14 protein-coding genes are annotated in these 19,238 nt (G+C 46.7%); 11 read left to right on the plus strand and 3 right to left on the minus strand.

The window, feature by feature from the left end; translation table 11 throughout:
- Nucleotides 1-87 precede the first annotated feature (87 nt).
- Nucleotides 88-294 carry a YqzE family protein gene (locus PQG66_RS02590; RefSeq protein WP_272034768.1) on the plus strand — a complete coding sequence of 69 codons (207 nt, stop codon included), beginning with the start codon at nt 88-90 and terminating at the stop codon, nt 292-294.
- 211 nt (nt 295-505) lie between these two features.
- Here PQG66_RS02590 and PQG66_RS02595 read toward each other — a convergent pair whose 3' ends face one another.
- The 3 genes from PQG66_RS02595 to PQG66_RS02605 all read right to left on the minus strand — a co-directional run bounded on the left by PQG66_RS02595 (nt 506) and on the right by PQG66_RS02605 (nt 4,614).
- Nucleotides 506-1,519 carry a hypothetical protein gene (locus PQG66_RS02595; protein ID WP_272034770.1) on the minus strand — a complete coding sequence of 338 codons (1,014 nt, stop codon included), beginning with the start codon at nt 1,517-1,519 and terminating at the stop codon, nt 506-508.
- Nucleotides 1,520-1,647: 128 nt separating this feature from the next.
- The gene (locus tag PQG66_RS02600; RefSeq protein ID WP_272034772.1) at nt 1,648-2,850 is read right to left on the minus strand and encodes a YqhG family protein; all 1,203 of its coding nucleotides are present in this window, start codon (nt 2,848-2,850) and stop codon (nt 1,648-1,650) included.
- A gap of 3 nt (nt 2,851-2,853) precedes the next feature.
- On the minus strand, nt 2,854-4,614 hold the full coding sequence (locus tag PQG66_RS02605) for a DEAD/DEAH box helicase (RefSeq protein WP_272034774.1): 1,761 nt from the start codon (nt 4,612-4,614) through the stop codon (nt 2,854-2,856).
- A 369-nt stretch (nt 4,615-4,983) separates the two neighbouring features.
- Here PQG66_RS02605 and PQG66_RS02610 point away from each other — a divergent pair, with 369 nt between their 5' ends.
- The 10 genes from PQG66_RS02610 (at nt 4,984) to PQG66_RS02655 (ending at nt 19,000) form a co-directional block, all read left to right on the plus strand.
- Nucleotides 4,984-5,313: an ArsR/SmtB family transcription factor gene (locus PQG66_RS02610; RefSeq protein ID WP_272034777.1), complete on the plus strand. Its 330-nt coding sequence runs from the start codon at nt 4,984-4,986 to the stop codon at nt 5,311-5,313.
- Nucleotides 5,310-6,746 carry an arsenic transporter gene (locus PQG66_RS02615; RefSeq protein ID WP_272034779.1) on the plus strand — a complete coding sequence of 479 codons (1,437 nt, stop codon included), beginning with the start codon at nt 5,310-5,312 and terminating at the stop codon, nt 6,744-6,746. The genes PQG66_RS02610 and PQG66_RS02615 overlap by 4 nt, the downstream gene beginning before the upstream one ends.
- Nucleotides 6,747-6,748: 2 nt before the next feature.
- Complete coding sequence (gene arsC / locus PQG66_RS02620; protein ID WP_272034781.1) at nt 6,749-7,174, plus strand: arsenate reductase (thioredoxin); 426 nt, start codon at nt 6,749-6,751, stop codon at nt 7,172-7,174.
- A gap of 404 nt (nt 7,175-7,578) precedes the next feature.
- Entirely contained in the window at nt 7,579-9,489 is a 1,911-nt protein-coding gene (locus PQG66_RS02625; RefSeq protein ID WP_272034783.1) for an acyltransferase family protein, read from the plus strand.
- A 231-nt stretch (nt 9,490-9,720) separates the two neighbouring features.
- Nucleotides 9,721-11,034 (plus strand): extracellular solute-binding protein, encoded by a 1,314-nt coding sequence (locus PQG66_RS02630; protein ID WP_272034785.1) that lies wholly within the window; start codon nt 9,721-9,723, stop codon nt 11,032-11,034.
- A 130-nt stretch (nt 11,035-11,164) separates the two neighbouring features.
- Entirely contained in the window at nt 11,165-12,046 is an 882-nt protein-coding gene (locus PQG66_RS02635) for a carbohydrate ABC transporter permease (protein WP_272034787.1), read from the plus strand.
- A 36-nt stretch (nt 12,047-12,082) separates the two neighbouring features.
- Nucleotides 12,083-12,937: a carbohydrate ABC transporter permease gene (locus tag PQG66_RS02640; protein ID WP_272036423.1), complete on the plus strand. Its 855-nt coding sequence runs from the start codon at nt 12,083-12,085 to the stop codon at nt 12,935-12,937.
- A gap of 29 nt (nt 12,938-12,966) precedes the next feature.
- A complete protein-coding gene (locus PQG66_RS02645; protein WP_272034789.1) occupies nt 12,967-14,802 on the plus strand; it encodes a sensor histidine kinase in 1,836 nt (611 codons plus the stop codon).
- Nucleotides 14,799-16,427 carry a helix-turn-helix domain-containing protein gene (locus tag PQG66_RS02650; protein WP_272034792.1) on the plus strand — a complete coding sequence of 543 codons (1,629 nt, stop codon included), beginning with the start codon at nt 14,799-14,801 and terminating at the stop codon, nt 16,425-16,427. Before PQG66_RS02645 ends, PQG66_RS02650 begins: the two co-directional genes overlap by 4 nt.
- The gene (locus PQG66_RS02655) at nt 16,421-19,000 is read left to right on the plus strand and encodes a beta-mannosidase (protein ID WP_272034794.1); all 2,580 of its coding nucleotides are present in this window, start codon (nt 16,421-16,423) and stop codon (nt 18,998-19,000) included. Before PQG66_RS02650 ends, PQG66_RS02655 begins: the two co-directional genes overlap by 7 nt.
- Nucleotides 19,001-19,238 lie beyond the last annotated feature (238 nt).

A 19,238-nucleotide genomic window follows, 5' to 3' on the forward strand; every position in this document is an offset into this window, starting at 1 on the left:
TCAAAAAAATGTTTAGTTCAATTCGGACCTGTGCACAATAGTAGTAACATTTCTTCAAGGTTATGGGGAGGAAAGGGAGGTTGTACGATGGCTAAAAGTGATGAGCTGGTAAAGTATATTACACAACGGGTTGTACATTATATCGACACGCCTAAGGATGAGCGCAAAGAACGAAGGGCACAGAGCAGAAGAAAAGAACCGTGGTCGATGAGATGGTTCGGCATGCTTCCGTTTGCGATATCTTTATGGGTAGGTAAAAAAGAGCGAAACATGAAAGAAAATAATCGTAAATAAACATCGTGCGTCAGAAAAGAAGCTGACGTCCTTAAAATAATGATCAAAAGAAGAAGACGCAGCCTTATGGTAAGGAATGCGTCTTTTTTGTGATGTTATTTATATGTTGCGCCAGTAATGGATGAGTGATGAATTCATGCATGAAATATACCTGTTTCCTTGAGTTTGAGTTATATGATTCCCCCTGTTCACTTAGCTTAATGAGTTGACCTCATGGTCTGCTCAGGTAAAATGCTCCGTCATTCATCAGTTTATTTAGCGGAACAAAACGTTGGGTTGAATTCAGCCCGCCTAATCCTACGTAAAGAATTGTATCTGAATCCAGACCTAATCCTGGTTTGTTGATTGGATCTGTGTGATCCTTGGATGTTTTTTCGGTGTGCCAGAGTTGGTATCCGCTTACAGGCAGAGGACCACCGTAGAATAGATTATGTTCTCCAGCTGAGAAGACGAGAGCACTTGCAGGACTGTGTTGAATCTCTTGCTCAACTTGAGTGGGTTGGAGTGGCTCTGAAGTAAGCCAGTTCAGTTGTAGTGAAGGATCAAAAGCTGGCCGTAAATGGACAGGGCTTGTTATAAATGCTTCCCCGGAGGATTCGAGTAGGGGTTCTTGCACCTTATCCTGCTCGGTGAAGCCCGGTTTTTGCATTCCAGAGTTCGTCTCCAAACGTTCTAATATCCCACTCGGCAGCAAATCTCCATTCGATGCATCAATGTACAAGGCAGAATGATTCGCATCTTCCACTTTCCAATAGGCTAATAGGGGAATAGTGTATTGAAGCGAAAGCTTACCGCCTGCGGCCTTAAGTGAGTCTACATTTAAATTCTGCCTTTTCAGAGCTTGTCCGAGTGTGTCGTCGCTATACAGTACATGATCCCCTAAACCATATTCGCTGAGATGGAGCTGGCCTTGTACATTAATGGAGATAATCAGATATCCAATACGTTTGTCCTGAAGGTTGGCGTGCACAAGCCAGCTATGAGTACCTGGACCCAAAGGAAAATATTCAAGCTTGGCAGCAATCCAATCCGGATTGGATGCGCCAAGTGCATCCGCCTGTTGTTGTGCAAATTGCTCTACAGCCATAGGTGTCATTCTACTGGTTGATGCAGCTACTTGGGCTGTCGGCCAGAACGAGAGGTGAGCGAAGCCAATCATCAAGAGCAGCAGGATATATATGTGGTGGCGAGTAGTTGTCCGTTTTGTTCTATGTCGTATTTTCATTATAAACACCTTCTTCCTGACTTCATTGTAGAGGAGAGCATATGCAAAGGGTGCTGCAACCTGTCGGTTCGCTGGTCATGAATAAACACTACTTTTGCCAGCATTTGCAGGAAAAGTAGTGTCTTCGTCTATCTTAAGTGAAACATGCCGCTGCTTATGGCCGTGACTTTTACCTTGGGATCATATTGCCAGATCATCTCGGTTCGTCTTGTCTCATATTGCAGCTTCATCGCTTCACGATCCATGGCAGCCTGTTTTGCCTTTTCTTGTTCCGAGTCTAGTTCCTCTTGTGTCTCATCTGCGACGGGTTCAGCGGCTAGTTCCACGTCAGCAGTAACCGGTTCGAGGGCGCCGCGAACCCGATTATGAACAGGAAGAGCAGTCGAAGAAGGTGAAGGAATCGCTTGGGCAACACCGGAAGTACGGGAAGGAGGAAGGTGTGCTGAAGACTTAGCACGGTCTGTTTTAGCTTCTGTTACTTCAGGCACATCTTCACGCAGAACAGCCTCATAATACGCATCGACAACATCCAGTTCGAGCTGTAGTCGTTCCTTCGCTTTTTCTGCCCATTCATAATTGAGCTTACTTAAGTGGTTGGTGAGGTATGACTCAAGTGCTGCCCCGGCATCGGCCAAAGATATTTTGGGTGCCTGAGCGTGCATGTTCTCAGCCAATCTTGGACTAAGATCACGCCTGTTCAGCTTCTTTCCGAATTTCTCGATAATTTCACCCGAGCGCAATGAGATGCCGAGAAAATGTAGTTCCTCTCGTTTGAGGTCACAGGCAAACTCGACTTTGAAACAAACGCCGAGCCACGGTTCATATACAGCCGGAGCTGTAGATCGAATCTGGCGTTTGGCAGCTTGTTCAAACAGGTTTACAAAAGCACCACCTTCGCGAGCTGCCTCAAAAATCTGCTGTAACCTGCGGCTACCATAGACCACATCTTCTCGCAAAATACGTCCGGGTCCAAGCTGCGGCATTGAAGGTGTAATCCCAAAATAACGGCCGAGAATCGTATCTTTGGGTGCTTCAGAATTCGTGTCAGGAGATAATGAAGAAGGCTGTACAGCTTTGGCTTGGGCTTCTGCCGCTTCGATCATTTGCTGATACGCCTCCGAGTCAAAAACAAATGTGAATGACATCGTCTCGGGCTCCACCCCCACACGCTCTACGAATCCCCAGTAATAGGGACGGTTCGTTAATGCTTTGTCTGCCTCAGGAGATAGCTTGACGGTCACATGAGCAGGGGATCGCTCCATGATCTGACAATCTAACGCTTCCAGATAAGCCAAGACATAGGCTTGAATCTCATGTGCTGACATCGTCATGGATCAGTTGCCTCCTTTGTGCAGATCGAGTTTGGGGATCAGAGGCACCTCATCAGCCACTTCGCGCTGAATCGTATTCAGTGATTGTCCAAGCGAGTCCATTTTGCGACGAATATCCTCTTCGTTTTGGGATTCTAGCATGATTTTGTATAGGCTTTTCTCAATCGACTCATTTTTCTCCAGTCGCTCCAAAATGACATCCAGTCCGCCGATGACCATCTCAAACATATTAATTTTTTCATGCAACAGGTTTAGAATATGCTCTTCAATTGTGCCTTTGGTGGACAGGTTGAAAATATTAACGTCATTCTGCTGACCAAGGCGGTGGACCCGGCCAATCCGTTGCTCTACCCGCATCGGGTTCCAGGGCAGATCAAAATTGATCATGTGATGACAGAATTGCAGGTTGATGCCCTCGCCACCAGCTTCCGTTGCAATCATAGCCTGCACACGTCCGCGAAAGAGATCCATCATCCAGTCTTTTTTGCCACGGTTCATTCCGCCTCGATAGGGAACAGCTGTCAGGCCGTTATTGCGAAAATAGTTCAGCAGATATTCCTGCGTAGCCCGGTATTCCGTGAAAATAATGACCTTTTCATTCATATCCCGAATGAGTTCCATCGTTTTCTCGGCTTTAGTATTTTCTTTAATAGCCTTGATATGGGCAACCAGTTCCCAGATTTTATCGCGTAATGGAGAATCGAGAGGTAGTTTCTTCGACAGATTCACAAGTGTCACAAATACGGCGTCCCTGCTGCTACATACTTCACGCTGTAATGTGACGAGTGATAGCATACTGCTGAGATTACCGCCCGCTTCCTGGTACTGATCTTTGACAAAAGAGGTAACCCCGTCATAGAGGGCTTGTTCTTCAGGAGAGAGCTGCAGATCCACATTAGATACGTTACGCTTCGTAAACTGTACGGGGCCTTCTCCACGCCTGTTGCGGATCATGACTTTGGATAGCTCATCCTTGAGCTGTTCCTGATTTTTGGGAACCCGTTTATCCACGACAAAATTGGCGGCAAAATCGCCTTGACGACCAAGCTGACCGGGCTTCAGCAGATTGATCAGATTGAAAAGTTCGCTCATGTCGTTCTGCACAGGCGTAGCCGTGAGCAGCAAACAATATTTTTTACGTAATTGCAGCATGAATTGATAGTTGGTTGTTTTCTTGTTTTTGAGCTTATGCGCTTCATCAATGATGATCATGTCATAGTCCATGCCCAGCAAAATATCCTTATGCGGGTCTCTCTTGGCTGTGTCCATCGAAGCAACTACAACTTCATTTTGCCACGAGTACGCCTTTTTCTGAGCGATGGCAGGAATGCCGAATTTGGAATTCAGCTCACGTACCCATTGCAAGACAAGCGATGCAGGTACAAGAATTAACACTTTAGATACTAGACCGCGAACCATGTATTCTTTGAGAATAAGACCGGCTTCAATCGTTTTGCCCAGTCCCACCTCATCGGCAAGAATGGCTCTGCCGGACATTTCAAATAATACTTTGCGGGCCGTATCCATCTGATGTGGAAGTGGAGTTAAACCCTGCAAATGTTTCAAACACTGGATTTCATCGAAATTCGGAATGAGATTCGTTTCTTCCGCCTGAATACCGAGTTGAAAGAGTCGGTAATCGCCCCAAGGGCCACCTCTGTCCAAGCGAGATTCAAGCTGGCTAAGCCAGCTGCGATCAAACTCAAGAGGCACAGGTAATTCAGCTACAGGTTGATTCAGATGATGCGGATGTTTCCAGTTCATGATGCGACCTCCCCTGCCAGTCTATTTAAATTGAGTCATCGGAGTCGTTCGTGTACATGGCTTATTCAAAACATGGATGACATGATATTCGTAGGTAATAGTATGGACGAAAGAGAGTCAGTTCATAACTTCCACAGGAATTTGATTCATTGTAGAGTTCGAATCGCCGTTTCCTCAAAATCCACAACCTTTGAACATACGAACGAGAGGTTAGGAGAGGGAGTTGTACAAAACATGCAGCAACTACGGGTATGGCAAGTGTAATGAAGTGTTTTTGGAAATCATATTCGTCGTTGATTATATAAGTGATTTATTATATGCTTATATCATTATATGAAACGGGCGAGAATAATTAGTGGGGGTGTCCAAATGGAACAAAAAATTCAGGAGATGGCTGAGGCTTATAAGTTATTAGCAGATAAAACACGTTTGACGATCATTGCACTACTTCAGGAACAAGAACTCTGTGTATGTGATATCACAGACATTATTGGTATGTCACAACCAAACGCCAGTCAGCATCTTCGAAAACTAAAGGCAGCCGGTTTCCTTAATGAGAAGAAAAAAGGACAGTGGGTGTACTACTCTCTGAATCCAGATGCAGAGGCATATGTTCAGTGTGTGTATCCTTATCTGCCGTCCATGAAAGCTAAAATAGCAGGATTGAAAAACTGCTGCGGTCCTCAGGAGGAAGCATGAGCATTATCGCGATTTTAATCTTTTTGCTGACACTGACTTTTGTGATTTGGCAACCTAAGGGGCTTAATATTGGATGGGCAGCGTCAGCTGGAGCTGTCCTTGCTCTTCTTTTTGGGGTTGTCAGTCTATCCGATGTAGGTACGGTTACAGGAATCGTATGGAACGCCACGCTTGCTTTTGTAGCCATTATTTTAATTTCACTGATTTTAGATGAAATTGGATTTTTTGAATGGGCTGCTCTACACATGGCGCAGCTCGCGAGAGGTAATGGCAAGCTGATGTTCGTTTATGTTGTGCTACTTGGTGCAGGAGTCGCAGCATTTTTTGCAAATGATGGTGCCGCACTGATCTTAACGCCCATTGTGCTTGCTATGGTCCGAGCGCTCAAATTTGATCCAAAGATGATTTTACCTTTTATCATCGCTAGTGGTTTCATTGCAGATACAACTTCACTGCCGCTCGTCGTGAGTAACCTCGTCAATATCGTTTCTGCCGATTACTTTGGTATTGGCTTTGTGGAGTATGCAAGTCGTATGATTGTTCCGAATTTCTTTTCAATATTGGCAAGTCTTTTAGTCCTGTTCTTGTTCTTTAGAAAGAGTATCCCAGGAAACTACGAAGTCAGTCAGCTCAAAAAGCCAGCCGAAGCGATTAAGGATAAGAAGCTGTTCAACATATCTTGGGTGATCTTAGCCGTACTACTGATTGCGTACTTAATGAGCGAGTTCATTCAAGTTCCGGTGTCTGTTATCGCTGGGGTTATAGCCATCTTGTTTATTTTAGCTGCAAGGCGGAGTCATGCTATTCAAACTTGGAAGCTCATTAAAGGGGCTCCATGGGCAATCGTCATTTTCTCGATTGGTATGTACGTCGTCGTTTATGGACTGCGAAATGTGGGATTGACGGATGAACTTGGTAAGGTCATTCAAGCTATTGCCGACCAGGGACTCTACATCTCGACACTTGGCATGGGCTTTCTAGCTGCAGTATTGTCTTCGGTTATGAACAATATGCCGACAGTGATGATTGATGCGCTTGCTATTGATGGAACGAGTACGCAAGGTGTCATTCGGGAATCGCTGATTTACGCCAATATTATTGGCAGTGACTTGGGTCCAAAAATTACACCGATCGGATCGCTCGCCACACTTTTGTGGCTACATGTACTGTCTCGAAAAGATGTAAAAATCACATGGGGAAGTTATTTCAAAATAGGGATTGTGCTCACCATCCCAACGCTCTTTATCACGTTAACAGGACTGTATTTATGGCTACACTTGATTCATTCAACAAACATAAACGTTTGGTTAATGATTGCCCTAATAACAGCGATGTTTGTTGTTATCGCAATGATCATAAAAGCCTGGATTAACTCGAAATCAGGCGAAGCGAAAGTACAAGTAAACCAAACCAAAGACGAAGGAGATCAATAATCATGAACAACAAACCACTTGTGTACTTTTTGTGTACAGGAAACTCTTGCAGAAGCCAAATCGCCGATGGATTTTTAAAGGCACTTGGTAGCGATAAATACGAGGTGAGAAGTGCTGGATTAGAGGCGCATGGCTTAAACCCTCGTGCTGTTCAAACGATGAAAGAAGCTGGAATCGATATTTCGAGTCATACATCAGATGTGATTGATCAAGAGATTTTAAAACAAGCAGACTATATCATCACGCTTTGTGGTCATGCCAACGATAATTGTCCAGTTGTACGTAATGACAAAGCCGAAAGATGGCACTGGGGCTTCGATGATCCAGCCAAGGCGACAGGTACAGAAGAAGAAATCACAGCTACATTCGCTGAGGTTCGTGATTCAATTAAAGCTCGAATCGAGCGGTTCTTGAAAGATGGTAAGTAGAACGAACCATGCCGAAAAGAAATCCTGTGCCTGCTCCTCGGCACCTCTAGGGTCCTAGGCAGGAAGGATCAATTATCAGTAAAGCATACAATCCGGTTACATTCCGGTTATAATGGATAGTGGCTGCCGAGCAAGTCGGCAGCTTTTTCTATTGAATGAACAGAGGTAATATTGTCCAGTCCATGAAAAGCACTATGCTAATTGTTGAATATGGAGTATGATTTTACAGCTAGTTGTGCTAGCAAAAGGTTCCATCATTATACGGTTTAGTGTATATGTTGTAAATGAAAGACGGAAGGTGCAATACGTATGTTAATAACAACCAGAATGACTGAAAGCTTGAGAATGATTATGACGCCCAGCCCCCCATGGATGTGTACTCATTGCAACAAGGAGGGGCAAGCATGTCACAATCAGTGAACCGAAAGAGGCATATGAATGGACTGGATGGCTTACGTGCCATCGCGGTAGTTGGTGTAATCGCTTATCATCTGAATTTGGATTTTATTCCGGGTGGTCTGCTCGGTGTAGGTATATTTTTTGTTCTATCTGGCTATCTGATTACGGATATTTTGTTAACTCAGTGGCACGAGCATGGACGTATCGCTCTCGGTGATTTTTGGTTAAGGCGATTTAGACGTCTGCTACCCGGTATGTTGACGTTGACAGTGGTAGTCATGCTCTGGCTACTGTGCACAGATTCCTCCCGGCTTGCTTCACTGCGAGGGGATATCGTATCCGGTATTACATACATAAGCAATTGGTGGTATATCTATCACAATGTTTCTTACTTCGAAAGTTTCGGCCCACCATCTCCTTTTGGACATTTCTGGTCGCTGGCTGTGGAAGAGCAGTTCTATCTGGTCTGGCCTATTCTGCTGATCGCAGCCATTGTATTGTTCAAAAGAAAAGGATGGCTGGTCGTTTTTATCATCGTTGCAGCTGAGCTGTCCGCTGGCGCAATGGCTATCATGTATAATCCGGATCTGGACCCCAGCCGTGTGTATTATGGAACAGATACGCGTGCATTCGCACTGCTTGCAGGTGCCGCGTTAGCAGTCATCTGGCCGAGCCGCAAGCTGTCGAGTGGATTGTCCGGGATGAGTCGAATAGTATTGGATGGATGTGGTCTCGCTGCTCTTGGTGTATTGATCTACATGATGTTGACCACCAGTGAGTACGATCCTTTTCTATATCAAGGAGGTATGCTGCTTCAGACAATTGCTGCAACCGTTCTGGTCGCTGTGCTCGCGCATCCTTCGTCCATACTGGCACATATCATTGGAGCCAAACCATTCCGGTGGATCGGTGAACGTTCGTATGGATTATATCTGTGGCATTATCCGGTTATCGTTTTGACTAGTCCAGCTGTAGATACCGGCGATGCACATCCTGTACGCATGCTTTTACAAGTAGTCGCAACAGTCTTCCTAGCGTCCATATCGCTTAAATATATTGAAAATCCGATTCGGTATAATGGATTTCGGGATTCCTTGTCCAAACTGTGGGGAAAAGGCGGGGTGTCGTTCGTTCCTCGTCATGTATGGTTGAAACGGACAGGACTGTTAATGACACTCTTGTTATTATGTTACAGCGTCTCACGAATGATGCTGCCCGTTGCCGCCAATTCAGATTCCCATTCGGTATCTCTATCAACGGTGTTAAACGGAGACAAATCGGCTGAGGAACAGGGACAAGACGTTATGCCGGCTACCACTAAACCTGTGGATTCCGAGCAAAAGAATCCTGTTGCTCAGTCAGATGCAGAATCCGAGTCGGAGGGGGGAAATGTCCAGCAAAACCAATCTGGCGACAGGGCTACACCAGGTTCGAAACCGGCCAAGCAGGATGGGAAAATCCAATATACCATTATTGGAGACTCCGTTATTCTGGATGCCAAGCCATATCTGGAACAAAATATCTCCGGTGTGTATGTCGATGGTCATGTCGGTCGTCAGATGTGGCAGGCTGGGGATGTACTGCGGGAACTGAAGAGTAATAAGCAATTGGGCAGCGAAGTGGTGCTGGAGCTGGGAACAAACGGCTCGTTTAACTCTAAAAATTTGAAATCGGTCCTTGATGGCTTGGAGGATAAAACCCGGGTGTACCTCGTTACAGTGCGTGTGCCACGTCCTTGGGAGCATACGGTCAACAAGGCATTGACTGATGCAGCCTCCAGCTATAGCAACGTTTCCCTCATTGACTGGAATCAGGCAAGTGAAGGGCATGATGAATATTTTGAGAAGGACGGAGTACATCTGACCGTCGAAGGCTCTAAGGCTTTTGCAACATTGATAAAAAACAGTCTTCAATAACGGATGGGCTGTCTATGATATGGAATTCAGTAACCATCGTTAAAGTCTCTCACTGGGAGCAATGTGATGAAGGTATTTAACTTTTTCGCATTGTTCTGGGGAGGGCTTTTTTTGATATGTAAGCAGGGAACCGATCATATTCACCCCTGCATCCGTGGATCGTCACCTTACGTTATGATAGCGTTACCATTTACAATTACAGATATCAAATGCTCAAGGGGGAGTATCAAGATGTGGAAAAAGTGGTTTTCTGGCATGCTGGCACTAACGATGTTCGCAGTGATTCTGGCAGGGTGCACAAGCGGTGATTCTTCCGAAGCCGGCAGCGGCAGTGACAAAGTCTCGGTGACCATCTGGCATAACTGGACGGGGCAAGACGCCAAAGCGGTGGCGATGCGAAAGATTATCGAGGATTTCCGCACAGCACATCCAGACATCGAGGTGGTGGATGAAGGCTTGCCTACGGACGGACTGAAGACCAGACTGCGCACAGTCGCGGCAGCCAATGAGATGCCAGATCTGTTTGTGATGTGGCCGGATGCGATGACGAAGGAGTTCGTGAAAGGAGATCTATTGCAGCCGATTAACGCAGAACTCGACGCCAAGCCGGAATGGAAAGACAATTTTATTCCGAATGCACTTGATGGATATACCGTGGACGGCAATGTTTACTCTGTACCGATGAATCTGGCGCCCAGCTCTTTCATTTATTATAACGATGCGTTATTTAAAGAACATGGCGTAAAGGTTCCTGAAACGTGGGCTGAACTGGAACAGGCGGTTGCTACTTTTAACGAAAAGGGAATTATCCCGATGGCGCTTGGCAACAAAACGAACTGGGTGGCACAGTCCACCATTTTCAGTACGCTGGCTGACCGGGTGACGGGTACAGACTGGTTTTTGAAAGCAGTAGCTCAGGATGGGGCAAGTTTCACTGATCCGCAATTCGTTGAAGCGTTGAAGAAAATGCAGGAGCTTGGCAACATCAAAGCTTTCCAGGACGGATTCAACAGCATTGATGAGACACAGATGATGCAGCTTTATTTTCAAGGTAAAACAGCGATGGTGATGAACGGCGGATGGGCGCTGGCCAACCTCGTTAACAATGCACCGGAAGAAGTGCTGAGCAACACGCATATTACAATCCTTCCCCCTGTAGAGGGCGGCAAGGGTGAACCAAGAACGACATCAGGAGTCGTTGGGACGGGTCTTGGCGTCAGTAAAAAGCTAAACGGTGCTCAAAAAGAAGCTGCGATGGAACTGTTCTACGCACTGGCTGGACCCGATGGGCAGAAAGCTACGCTGAATAGCAGTACATTAGTTAGCTACAACATTGATCTGGATAAGTCGAAAGCTCATCCATTATTTGTAGAGCTGTACGACCTGATGCAGGAAGTGAAAATTACGCCAGTATACGATTCCAAGCTGGGATCGGCTACGGTTGAGGTCATTAATAACGGGTTGCAGGAGCTGCTAATGGGCGGTAAAGCAGAGGACATAGCAGACCGAATTCAGGCAGCGCAAGCCAATGCGGTGAAGCAGTAGATTACAGGCTGATAGCTCATGAAGTAAGCGCAGTTCATTCCCCTTCCCGGCAGGGGAGGGGTTTTTAATTGACAGATTAAAGCTACTGCTGAACAGAATTGAAAGGCGATAACGAGGGGAAGTGAACCAATTGAACGCATTGCAAAGTCGGCGTTTCATTATGCTGGGACTTGCTCCAGCAGTTATTATCTATGCATTATTTGTGTTTGTGCCTGTGGTATGGTCTGCGTACTACGGTTTTTTTAACTGGTCGGGCATAGGTGCATCTACGTACATTGGCCTGAGCAACTATGTAGAAATATGGAATGATGCTATCTTTTGGCGGGCTTTGAAAAATAACGTCATTTTTGTACTGGCTTCGGTATTTGGCCAGATTCCATTGGCACTGATGCTGGCCGTTATGTTACACAAAAGCAATCCGCTTCAGCGGTTTTTGCGCTCGGCTGTCTTCCTGCCGATGGTACTGTCGACCGTTGTCATTGGCATGATCTGGCAGTACATTTATCATCCGCAGATCGGTATTTTGAATTTCCTGCTGGATGCGCTGGGGCTGGAGAGTTGGAAGCTGCAATGGCTGTCGGATGCGAAGATCGCCATATTCTCATTGGTGCCGCCCTTGCTCTGGAGCTTTGTAGGACTGTATCTGATTATTTTCATCTCCGCATTGCAGAATATTCCGGGTGAGATCCATGACGCTGCGAAAATAGATGGCGCATCGGGTATCCGCAAACTGGTTTCCATTTCTCTACCGATGATCTGGGGTACAGTTCAGGTCGCTATAATTTTGTGTATCTCAGGCAGTCTGAAATCGTTTGATCTGGTCTATATCATGACAAAAGGCGGGCCAGCTCATGCGACGGAGCTGCTTGCGACGTATATGTATAACTCCACGTTTACAACGTACCGATATGGTTTCGGTAGTGCGATCTCCACGACCATTGTTCTGATTTCATTGCTGCTCATCGGAACAAGCCAGTGGGTGACGAGCCGGAAACGCAAAGAAAACCGATAGAGAGGAGGCAAGATTATGCGAGTAACACCTGTATCCATGCCCACACCACGAAGCCACACAGGACATCCCATTCGCCGAATGCGCAGCGGAATCGTTTGGACGCTTCTCACGGTCTATGGTATTTTAACATTGTATCCGTTTTATTGGCTTGTAATTAGTGCGTTTAAAACGAATGAGGATTTCTACAGCAGACCCTTTGGTCTACCGGCTCACTGGAATGCGGCCAATTTCACGAATGCCTGGGAAAGTTCAAAACTCGGAACTGCCTTTGGCAATTCACTAACGGTATCGATTGGATCACTGATCCTGACACTGTTTATCGCGGCACTGGCTTCATTTATTCTGGCACGTTTCCAATTTCGCTGGAAAGGGCTGATTATGACGTTTTTCGTTGTAGGCATGCTCATTCCCATTCATAGCACGCTCGTTCCGTTATTTATTTTGATGAAACAGATGTCCTTGCTCAATACGTATTGGGCACTGATCCTGCCTTATACTGCGTTTGCATTGCCAACAGCGGTTTTTGTGCTTACAGCCTATCTGATCAGCATTCCGCGAGATATTGAAGAAGCGGCATTTATGGATGGAACCGGGCTTTGGGGGCTTTTCACCCGAATCATGCTTCCGATGTCCCTGCCTGCACTATCCACCGTGACCATTTTGAGTTTCTTACATGCGTGGAATGACTTTTCATTCGCCCTTGTATTTATTAATAAAACCGGATTAAAAACGTTACCGCTTGCTATTGCAAACTTTGCGGACGGATATCAGACTGATTACGGTCTAACGCTTGCTGCCATGACCCTGTCCGTTATTCCTACGATTATTGTCTATTTGATCTTCCAGGAACAGGTCATGAAGGGCATGACAGCAGGTGCAGTCAAAGGATAAGCGAAAGCGTATCCAAAGGAGGAAGAGAGTTGGTTCGCTGGCTTACATCTTCACTACAGCGAAAGCTGTCCGTGGTGGTCACAGCTTCAATGATTGTGCCGCTGCTGGCGCTTGGACTGTTTGCTTTCCTGTTCTCTTCACGTATTACGGAAGAAAAAACAAAGCTGTCAGGGATGGATACGTTGAAACAAGTAGAGGCCAATCTTCGTTACATGCTCCAGGATGCAGAGAATTTATCTATTTTCCTCATTGGCGAACGGGATATTCAACAGTACCTAAGCCGGGATGAGGATCATGAACGAGATCGCTTGGACATTTTGGGGCGAATGACAAACCTGGCTGCATCCAAAAAATACATCGCCAGCATTGCCATTTATCCCGGGCGTTTTGATGCGGCGTTGTCTACAGCCACCTGGTATGAACCTGACGGGGGTAGTCTATTTTATCCGTCTCTCCCTAGCGGTAACGCGGATAAAAGGTGGACGGGGGTCTATCCGGTTCGCAATTACGCCGGGATTCAAAATGTCATTACCTTGATTCGGCCGATCCGTAGCATCCACGATTATCGTCCCATCGGCTGGCTTACGATCAGTTTGAATGAAAGTGCGATTTCCAAAGGTTGGCCTGCACTCGGACTGGGCAGAGGCGAAGGTAGTTTGGAGTTAATTGGTAACACAGGAGAGGTGCTGTCCTCTATGGACAAATCCCGACTTGGGCTGAATGTGTCTGATCTTGAACCAGGACTTATCACGCGGATGGAGAAGGGGCTTAGTGGAACGACCACCTATGGCGAGAAAGAACGGAAACGTACGGTGCTTTATTACCCTGAGGAATTAACGGGGTGGATGCTGGTTGGCATGGTTCCTTACGAACAATATAAATCCGAGAATAGTTACCTTATTATTTTGACAGCGATTGCAGTTGCCTTGTCAGCGTTAATTAGTGGCGGCTTGGTCTGGTTCACGGTTCGCAGGGTTACAAGGCCGCTACTTGTTTTAACCAGGCATCTGTCTCGAATGGACCCGAAACGTCCCTTGCCTTTATTTCAAACAGAGAGCGATGATGAGATTGGCAAGTTGGGCGAGAGTTACAATCTGCTTGGTGCACATATTGAGATGCTGAAAGAAGAGATTATCCGCGGTGAAGCTCGTAAAAAAGAAGCAGATCTGCGAGTGCTTCAGGCACAGATTAATCCTCATTTTCTCTATAACACGCTCTCCTCTATACACTGGATCGCGCTCATGTCCAAAGAAAGCCGGATCGCAGATATGGTAGAAGGTCTGAGTGATTTTCTGCGAATCAGTCTGAACAAAGGACAGGATTACTGTCCGGTGGCCCAAGAAATTGCGCATATCCGTCATTATGTGCGTGTGCAGTCCATTCGTTTCCCGGATCAGTTCGTGCTGCATTATATTGTTGATCCGGCATTGGAGCAGCGAATGATGCTGAAGCTTCTACTGCAGCCACTGGTGGAGAATGCGATGATTCACGGGATTCAGCCTACGGGAAGCAGAGGCACCATTACGATCATGATTCAGAAGGACGCAATGGTCGAACGAATGAACATCCTGGTGTTGGACGATGGTGCAGGGATGGCTCCGGATAAGCTCGAGCAATTGCGGGCAAATCTTGTGCCCACGGATGAGCGTAGCGTATTGCCTCAAGGCAGCCATTCAAAAGAGAAGTCCAAAGGGGAGCAGCTTCAACTGGAGCATTCGTTGTCCGATGGAGGGTATGGTCTTCGGAATGTAAACGAAAGATTGCTCCTCCATTATGGAACAGATGCGTTGTTGGAAGTAGACAGCAGAGAGGGAGGAGGTACACGAATTTCGTTCTCCATTCCAATCCTGGAGGAATCACGATGAGATTATTAATTGTTGATGACGAAGTCATTATTCGCACAGGTCTTGCTAGCGTTATTGCCTGGCACGAACTTGGTATCGAACTCCTTCATCCAGCTGTTTCGGCGGAAGAAGCATTAACACGTATAGCCGAGGAACGCCCGCATATTCTGATGACCGATATTCGGATGAATGGCAAGTCGGGGCTGGAGCTGGCGGAAGAAGCGCTGCATTTACTTCCAGAGCTGGAGGTCATTATTTTATCAGGTTACGATGATTTCTCATACGCACAGCAAGCTATTCGTAATGGAGTCACGGACTATCTGCTCAAAACGAGCAAACCGGAAGAGATTATCAAAACGGTGCTGCAAGCCAAGACAAGGATTACAGAACGCTGGGCAGAGAAATCCCGAGAAGGACAATGGTTACGTGAGAATCGGGAAAGACAGTTTATCGAATGGGTGATTGAAGGCAATACGGATGCGGGGAGGTGCCCATCCTCTTTGGCATTTGGCGAGGAAAATATTTCTCCTGTTCAATCATGCATACGAGAGAGTAGCAGCACCGAACGCCCAATGAGTAGGCAAGTGGTTTTAATTCAGGCGGAGGGCTGGAGCCGTTCTTCGGATGCACTTCTCCGGTTCGCTGTGCAAAACATGCTGGAAGATGTGTTGTCTGGGGCAATCGCACAGATTGAGAAGCAGCATATAGTCTGCGTTTTACCTTTAGCTTCTGAGCTCGAAGCAAGCGTATACAGGTTGGAAGATGGGATAAGTCGAATAGAGCAATGGCTGAAATGTTCACTTCGCGCTGCGGTTGGTGAGGCTGTTCAGCACGCCTCGGAACTACACCGTAGCTATCAAACGGCAATGACTGCCTTTCGCTATCGGGGGCTGAAGGATGACAAAGTGTGGCGATATGAGGAGATCAGTAGCAGGCAAGGTGGCAAAACGGTACTGACACATGAAGAGGAAACCACGCTGGGTACGTTGCTACTGGACAATGATCCGGTTAGTCTCACGACGTGGATACGTGAGCTGATTGTGAAGCTGATTGCTGAACCTGACGTCACCCCTGGATCATATGCGGCTTGTCTGCACTCGGTGGTTATTGCAGGACACCGCTGGCTGGCGCGAACACTACAGTCAATTGGGAGAGAACAACCCACACGACTCGAGCCTTGGACACCCGAACCGGAGAAGCAAGCTACTGAGATCGGAGATGAATTGTTTCATCATCTGTATGATCTGATGCATGCCTATCACAGTCGTATGGGACAGGGGCAGGCTGCCCATGTGCAAAAAGCGATTGGTTATATTGAGACTTCGCTGACACAGGATATCAGCTTGCAGCAGGTGGCAGGACATGTGCATTTGCATCCAGGGCATCTCAGTGAATTGTTTAAAAAAGAGATGGGCGTGACCTTTGGTGACTTCGTTACGGACATACGGATCAGACGGGCGATGGATATGCTCGCGGTATCACCAGCGAAAGTAAGTGAAATCGCAGCGATTAGCGGTTATGAAGATGTGAAGTATTTTAGCAGACTGTTCAAAAAGCATACAGGCAAAACACCGAGTGAATACCGGGAACAGGCACTCGGTTTCAAATCTTCAGGCAGCCAGGGAGGAGCAAGAGTGCAATGGTAAACGTCCGTCGTTCAAGTTTGGATTTATCAGGACAGTGGAGGATACAGCATTACGAGGTTGGAGAAAGGCAGGCAATGGATGTCGCTGCTGCAACGCTGGATGACCGATTTTGGATTGGAGCAGCGGTACCAGGTGACGTTCATGGAGCACTTATCGAGCGCGGCATTATAGATCCGATTTATTTTGGACATAACGATGCCAAGAGTCGCTGGATCGAGCAGAAGGAGTGGTGGTATCGGACGACGTTTAATCTGGACTTGGATACATCAATCGAGGAACATTTTGAATTAGTGTTTGAAGGTTTGGACACCTTCGCTACGATTTACGTCAATGGACATGAGGCTGGAAAAACAGCGAATATGCTGATGTCTCACACATTGGATGTGACCCGATTGGTGCGAAGCGGCTGGAATTCGATTGCGGTGCGGTTTGATCCGCTCCATCTTCATCATAATGATAAAGAGACGTTTGACTGGTCTTCGTACACGAAAGAACGCCCATGGCTACGCAAAGCAGCGATGAATTTTGGTTGGGACTGGGGGCCGCGCATCGTTACAGTGGGGATATGGGGAGCTGTTCGACTGGAGCGCAGTACGATTGCGAAGTTGCAGCATGTGTATGCCCGAACGAAATCCTTAAGCAAGGAACAGGCTCAAGTACAAGTCACAGCAGATGTACAGTCTGTGTTATCCTTCCGCAGCAGGCAAACACGGAAGCAGGCTGACGTCATCACTTGTGATATTCGCCTTCTGGATCAACACGGAGAGGTTGTGGCTTGCGCAGTTACTTTGCCTGTAGAACAAGGGAAAGCAGATGTAACGTTAGACGTGGTTCATCCCCGACTGTGGTGGACTCATGATCTGGGAGATCCCTATCTGTATACTCTGGAGATTACGCTCTATGCAGATGACATCACATTGGATCGGTATTGCCAGCCTTATGGCATTCGGATGATTGAACTGGCGCTACATAATGGGCAGGGAGAGGGACGTTTTGCTTTTATCCTGAACGGGGTCAAAATCTATGCCAAGGGAGCAAACTGGATTCCTGCGGATCAACTGATTGGAACCATCCCGAATTCGCGTTATCGTGAGCTTGTGGAGCTGTCGGTGGAAGGGCATATGAATATGCTGCGAGTGTGGGCCGGTGGCATCTATGAGAAAGATGTCTTTTATGATGAGTGTGATCGACAGGGCGTGCTGGTTTGGCAGGATTTTGCGTTCGCTAACGCACTATTCCCGGATTTCAATCGTGACTTCATGCACAATGTACAACAGGAGATCGAAAATAACATACTTCGCCTACGTAACCGGGCTTCGCTCGCAATGTGGTGCGGCAACAACGAAATCGACTGGTTGTATGACATGAAGACAGCTAGCGGTGATATCACAAGTCCGTTCTACGGGGAACATATCTATCATGAGCTCATTCCAGAGACACTTGAGCGGCTTGATCCGTCTCGTCCGTACTGGCCATCTTCTCCTTATGGCAGTCATGATGGACAGGATGCGAATGACCCAGATACCGGGGATCGACACAACTGGCAGGTATGGCATGGTTCGGTATACCCGAGAAAACAAGGAGAAATCCCGGTGCTGGATTATAGCATTGAAGGGGTTACGTTCAAAAATTATAAAAAAGATCACGCCCTATTCAGCAGTGAATTTGGCATGCATGCTTCGGCCAATCGGTATACGCTGGAGAAAAACATGCCCGCTGGCCAGTTTTATTGGGGCAGTCCTGAGATGGCCTATCGGAACAAGGATACCAATCATCAGAAAGGTATTCTGTTGATGGAAGGATACACGGGCATTCCTCGTAATATAGAGGAATATATGAACTTTTCCATGCTGACACAGGCGGAAGGTCTACGTTATGGCATTGAACATTTCAGACGGATCAACGATCGGAATAGCGGTGCTCTGGTGTGGCAGCTCAACGACAGTTGGCCGGGAACCAGCTGGTCTATGATCGATTATGAACTGTTGCCGAAGGCTTCGTTTTATTATGCCAAAACATTTTTTCACCCCGTACTTCTGTCCCTGGAACATGAGCCGGAGCACCCGCTTGCCCTATGGGTCGTTAACGATACGCTGGAGGAGATCAGAGGACAACTTCGGCTGAATGTCTATGACCTGCACGGGGAACGATTCCACTCCAGCTTGCATGAAGTCAAGGTGCCAGCTCAGTCATCGATACGAATTACATCAGTGGAGGAAGCAGAAGTGCTTGGGAATAAACTGGCGGAGGAAGTGATGGTGGAACTACAATCGGAAGGATTTCCTGCGCCAATCAATCGGTACTTTTTGCGTGATCCCAAGGAAGTGGTGCTGCCTCAGTCCCAGCTCAGCGTTCATGTGAACGAAGAGCAACAATCAGTAACCGTAACTGCGAGTGGTGCAATCGCACGTATGGTGAAGCTGGAGTTGCCCCTGAGCCGGACTCGGTTTAGTGATAATTATTTTGATCTGATACCTGGAGAGAGCCGAACGGTAACGTTACGTCATCCGGAGATGCAAGCTCTACCCCTTACAGAATTGCGAGTGTATGCAATGAATAGCAACAAGGCTTAATGATCTTTTGATAGGTGTCACGAGGTAGGCTTCCGCATCGATTGTGGGAGCTTTTTTTGTTTGTCAAAAACGTATGTTCACTAAAGTGAGTAATAATGATAAGTAAATAGTAACATAGTAATACGGATATAAAATTTTACTTGTAATTTAGTAAATATATATTGATATTTTACTAAAAATAATGGTATAAATGGAGTGTGAACATTTGTAAACGTTCTCATATATGACCGAGGGGGTT

The sequence above is a fragment of the Paenibacillus sp. JJ-100 genome, from assembly GCF_948329825.1.
Lineage (GTDB): Bacteria > Bacillota > Bacilli > Paenibacillales > Paenibacillaceae > Paenibacillus.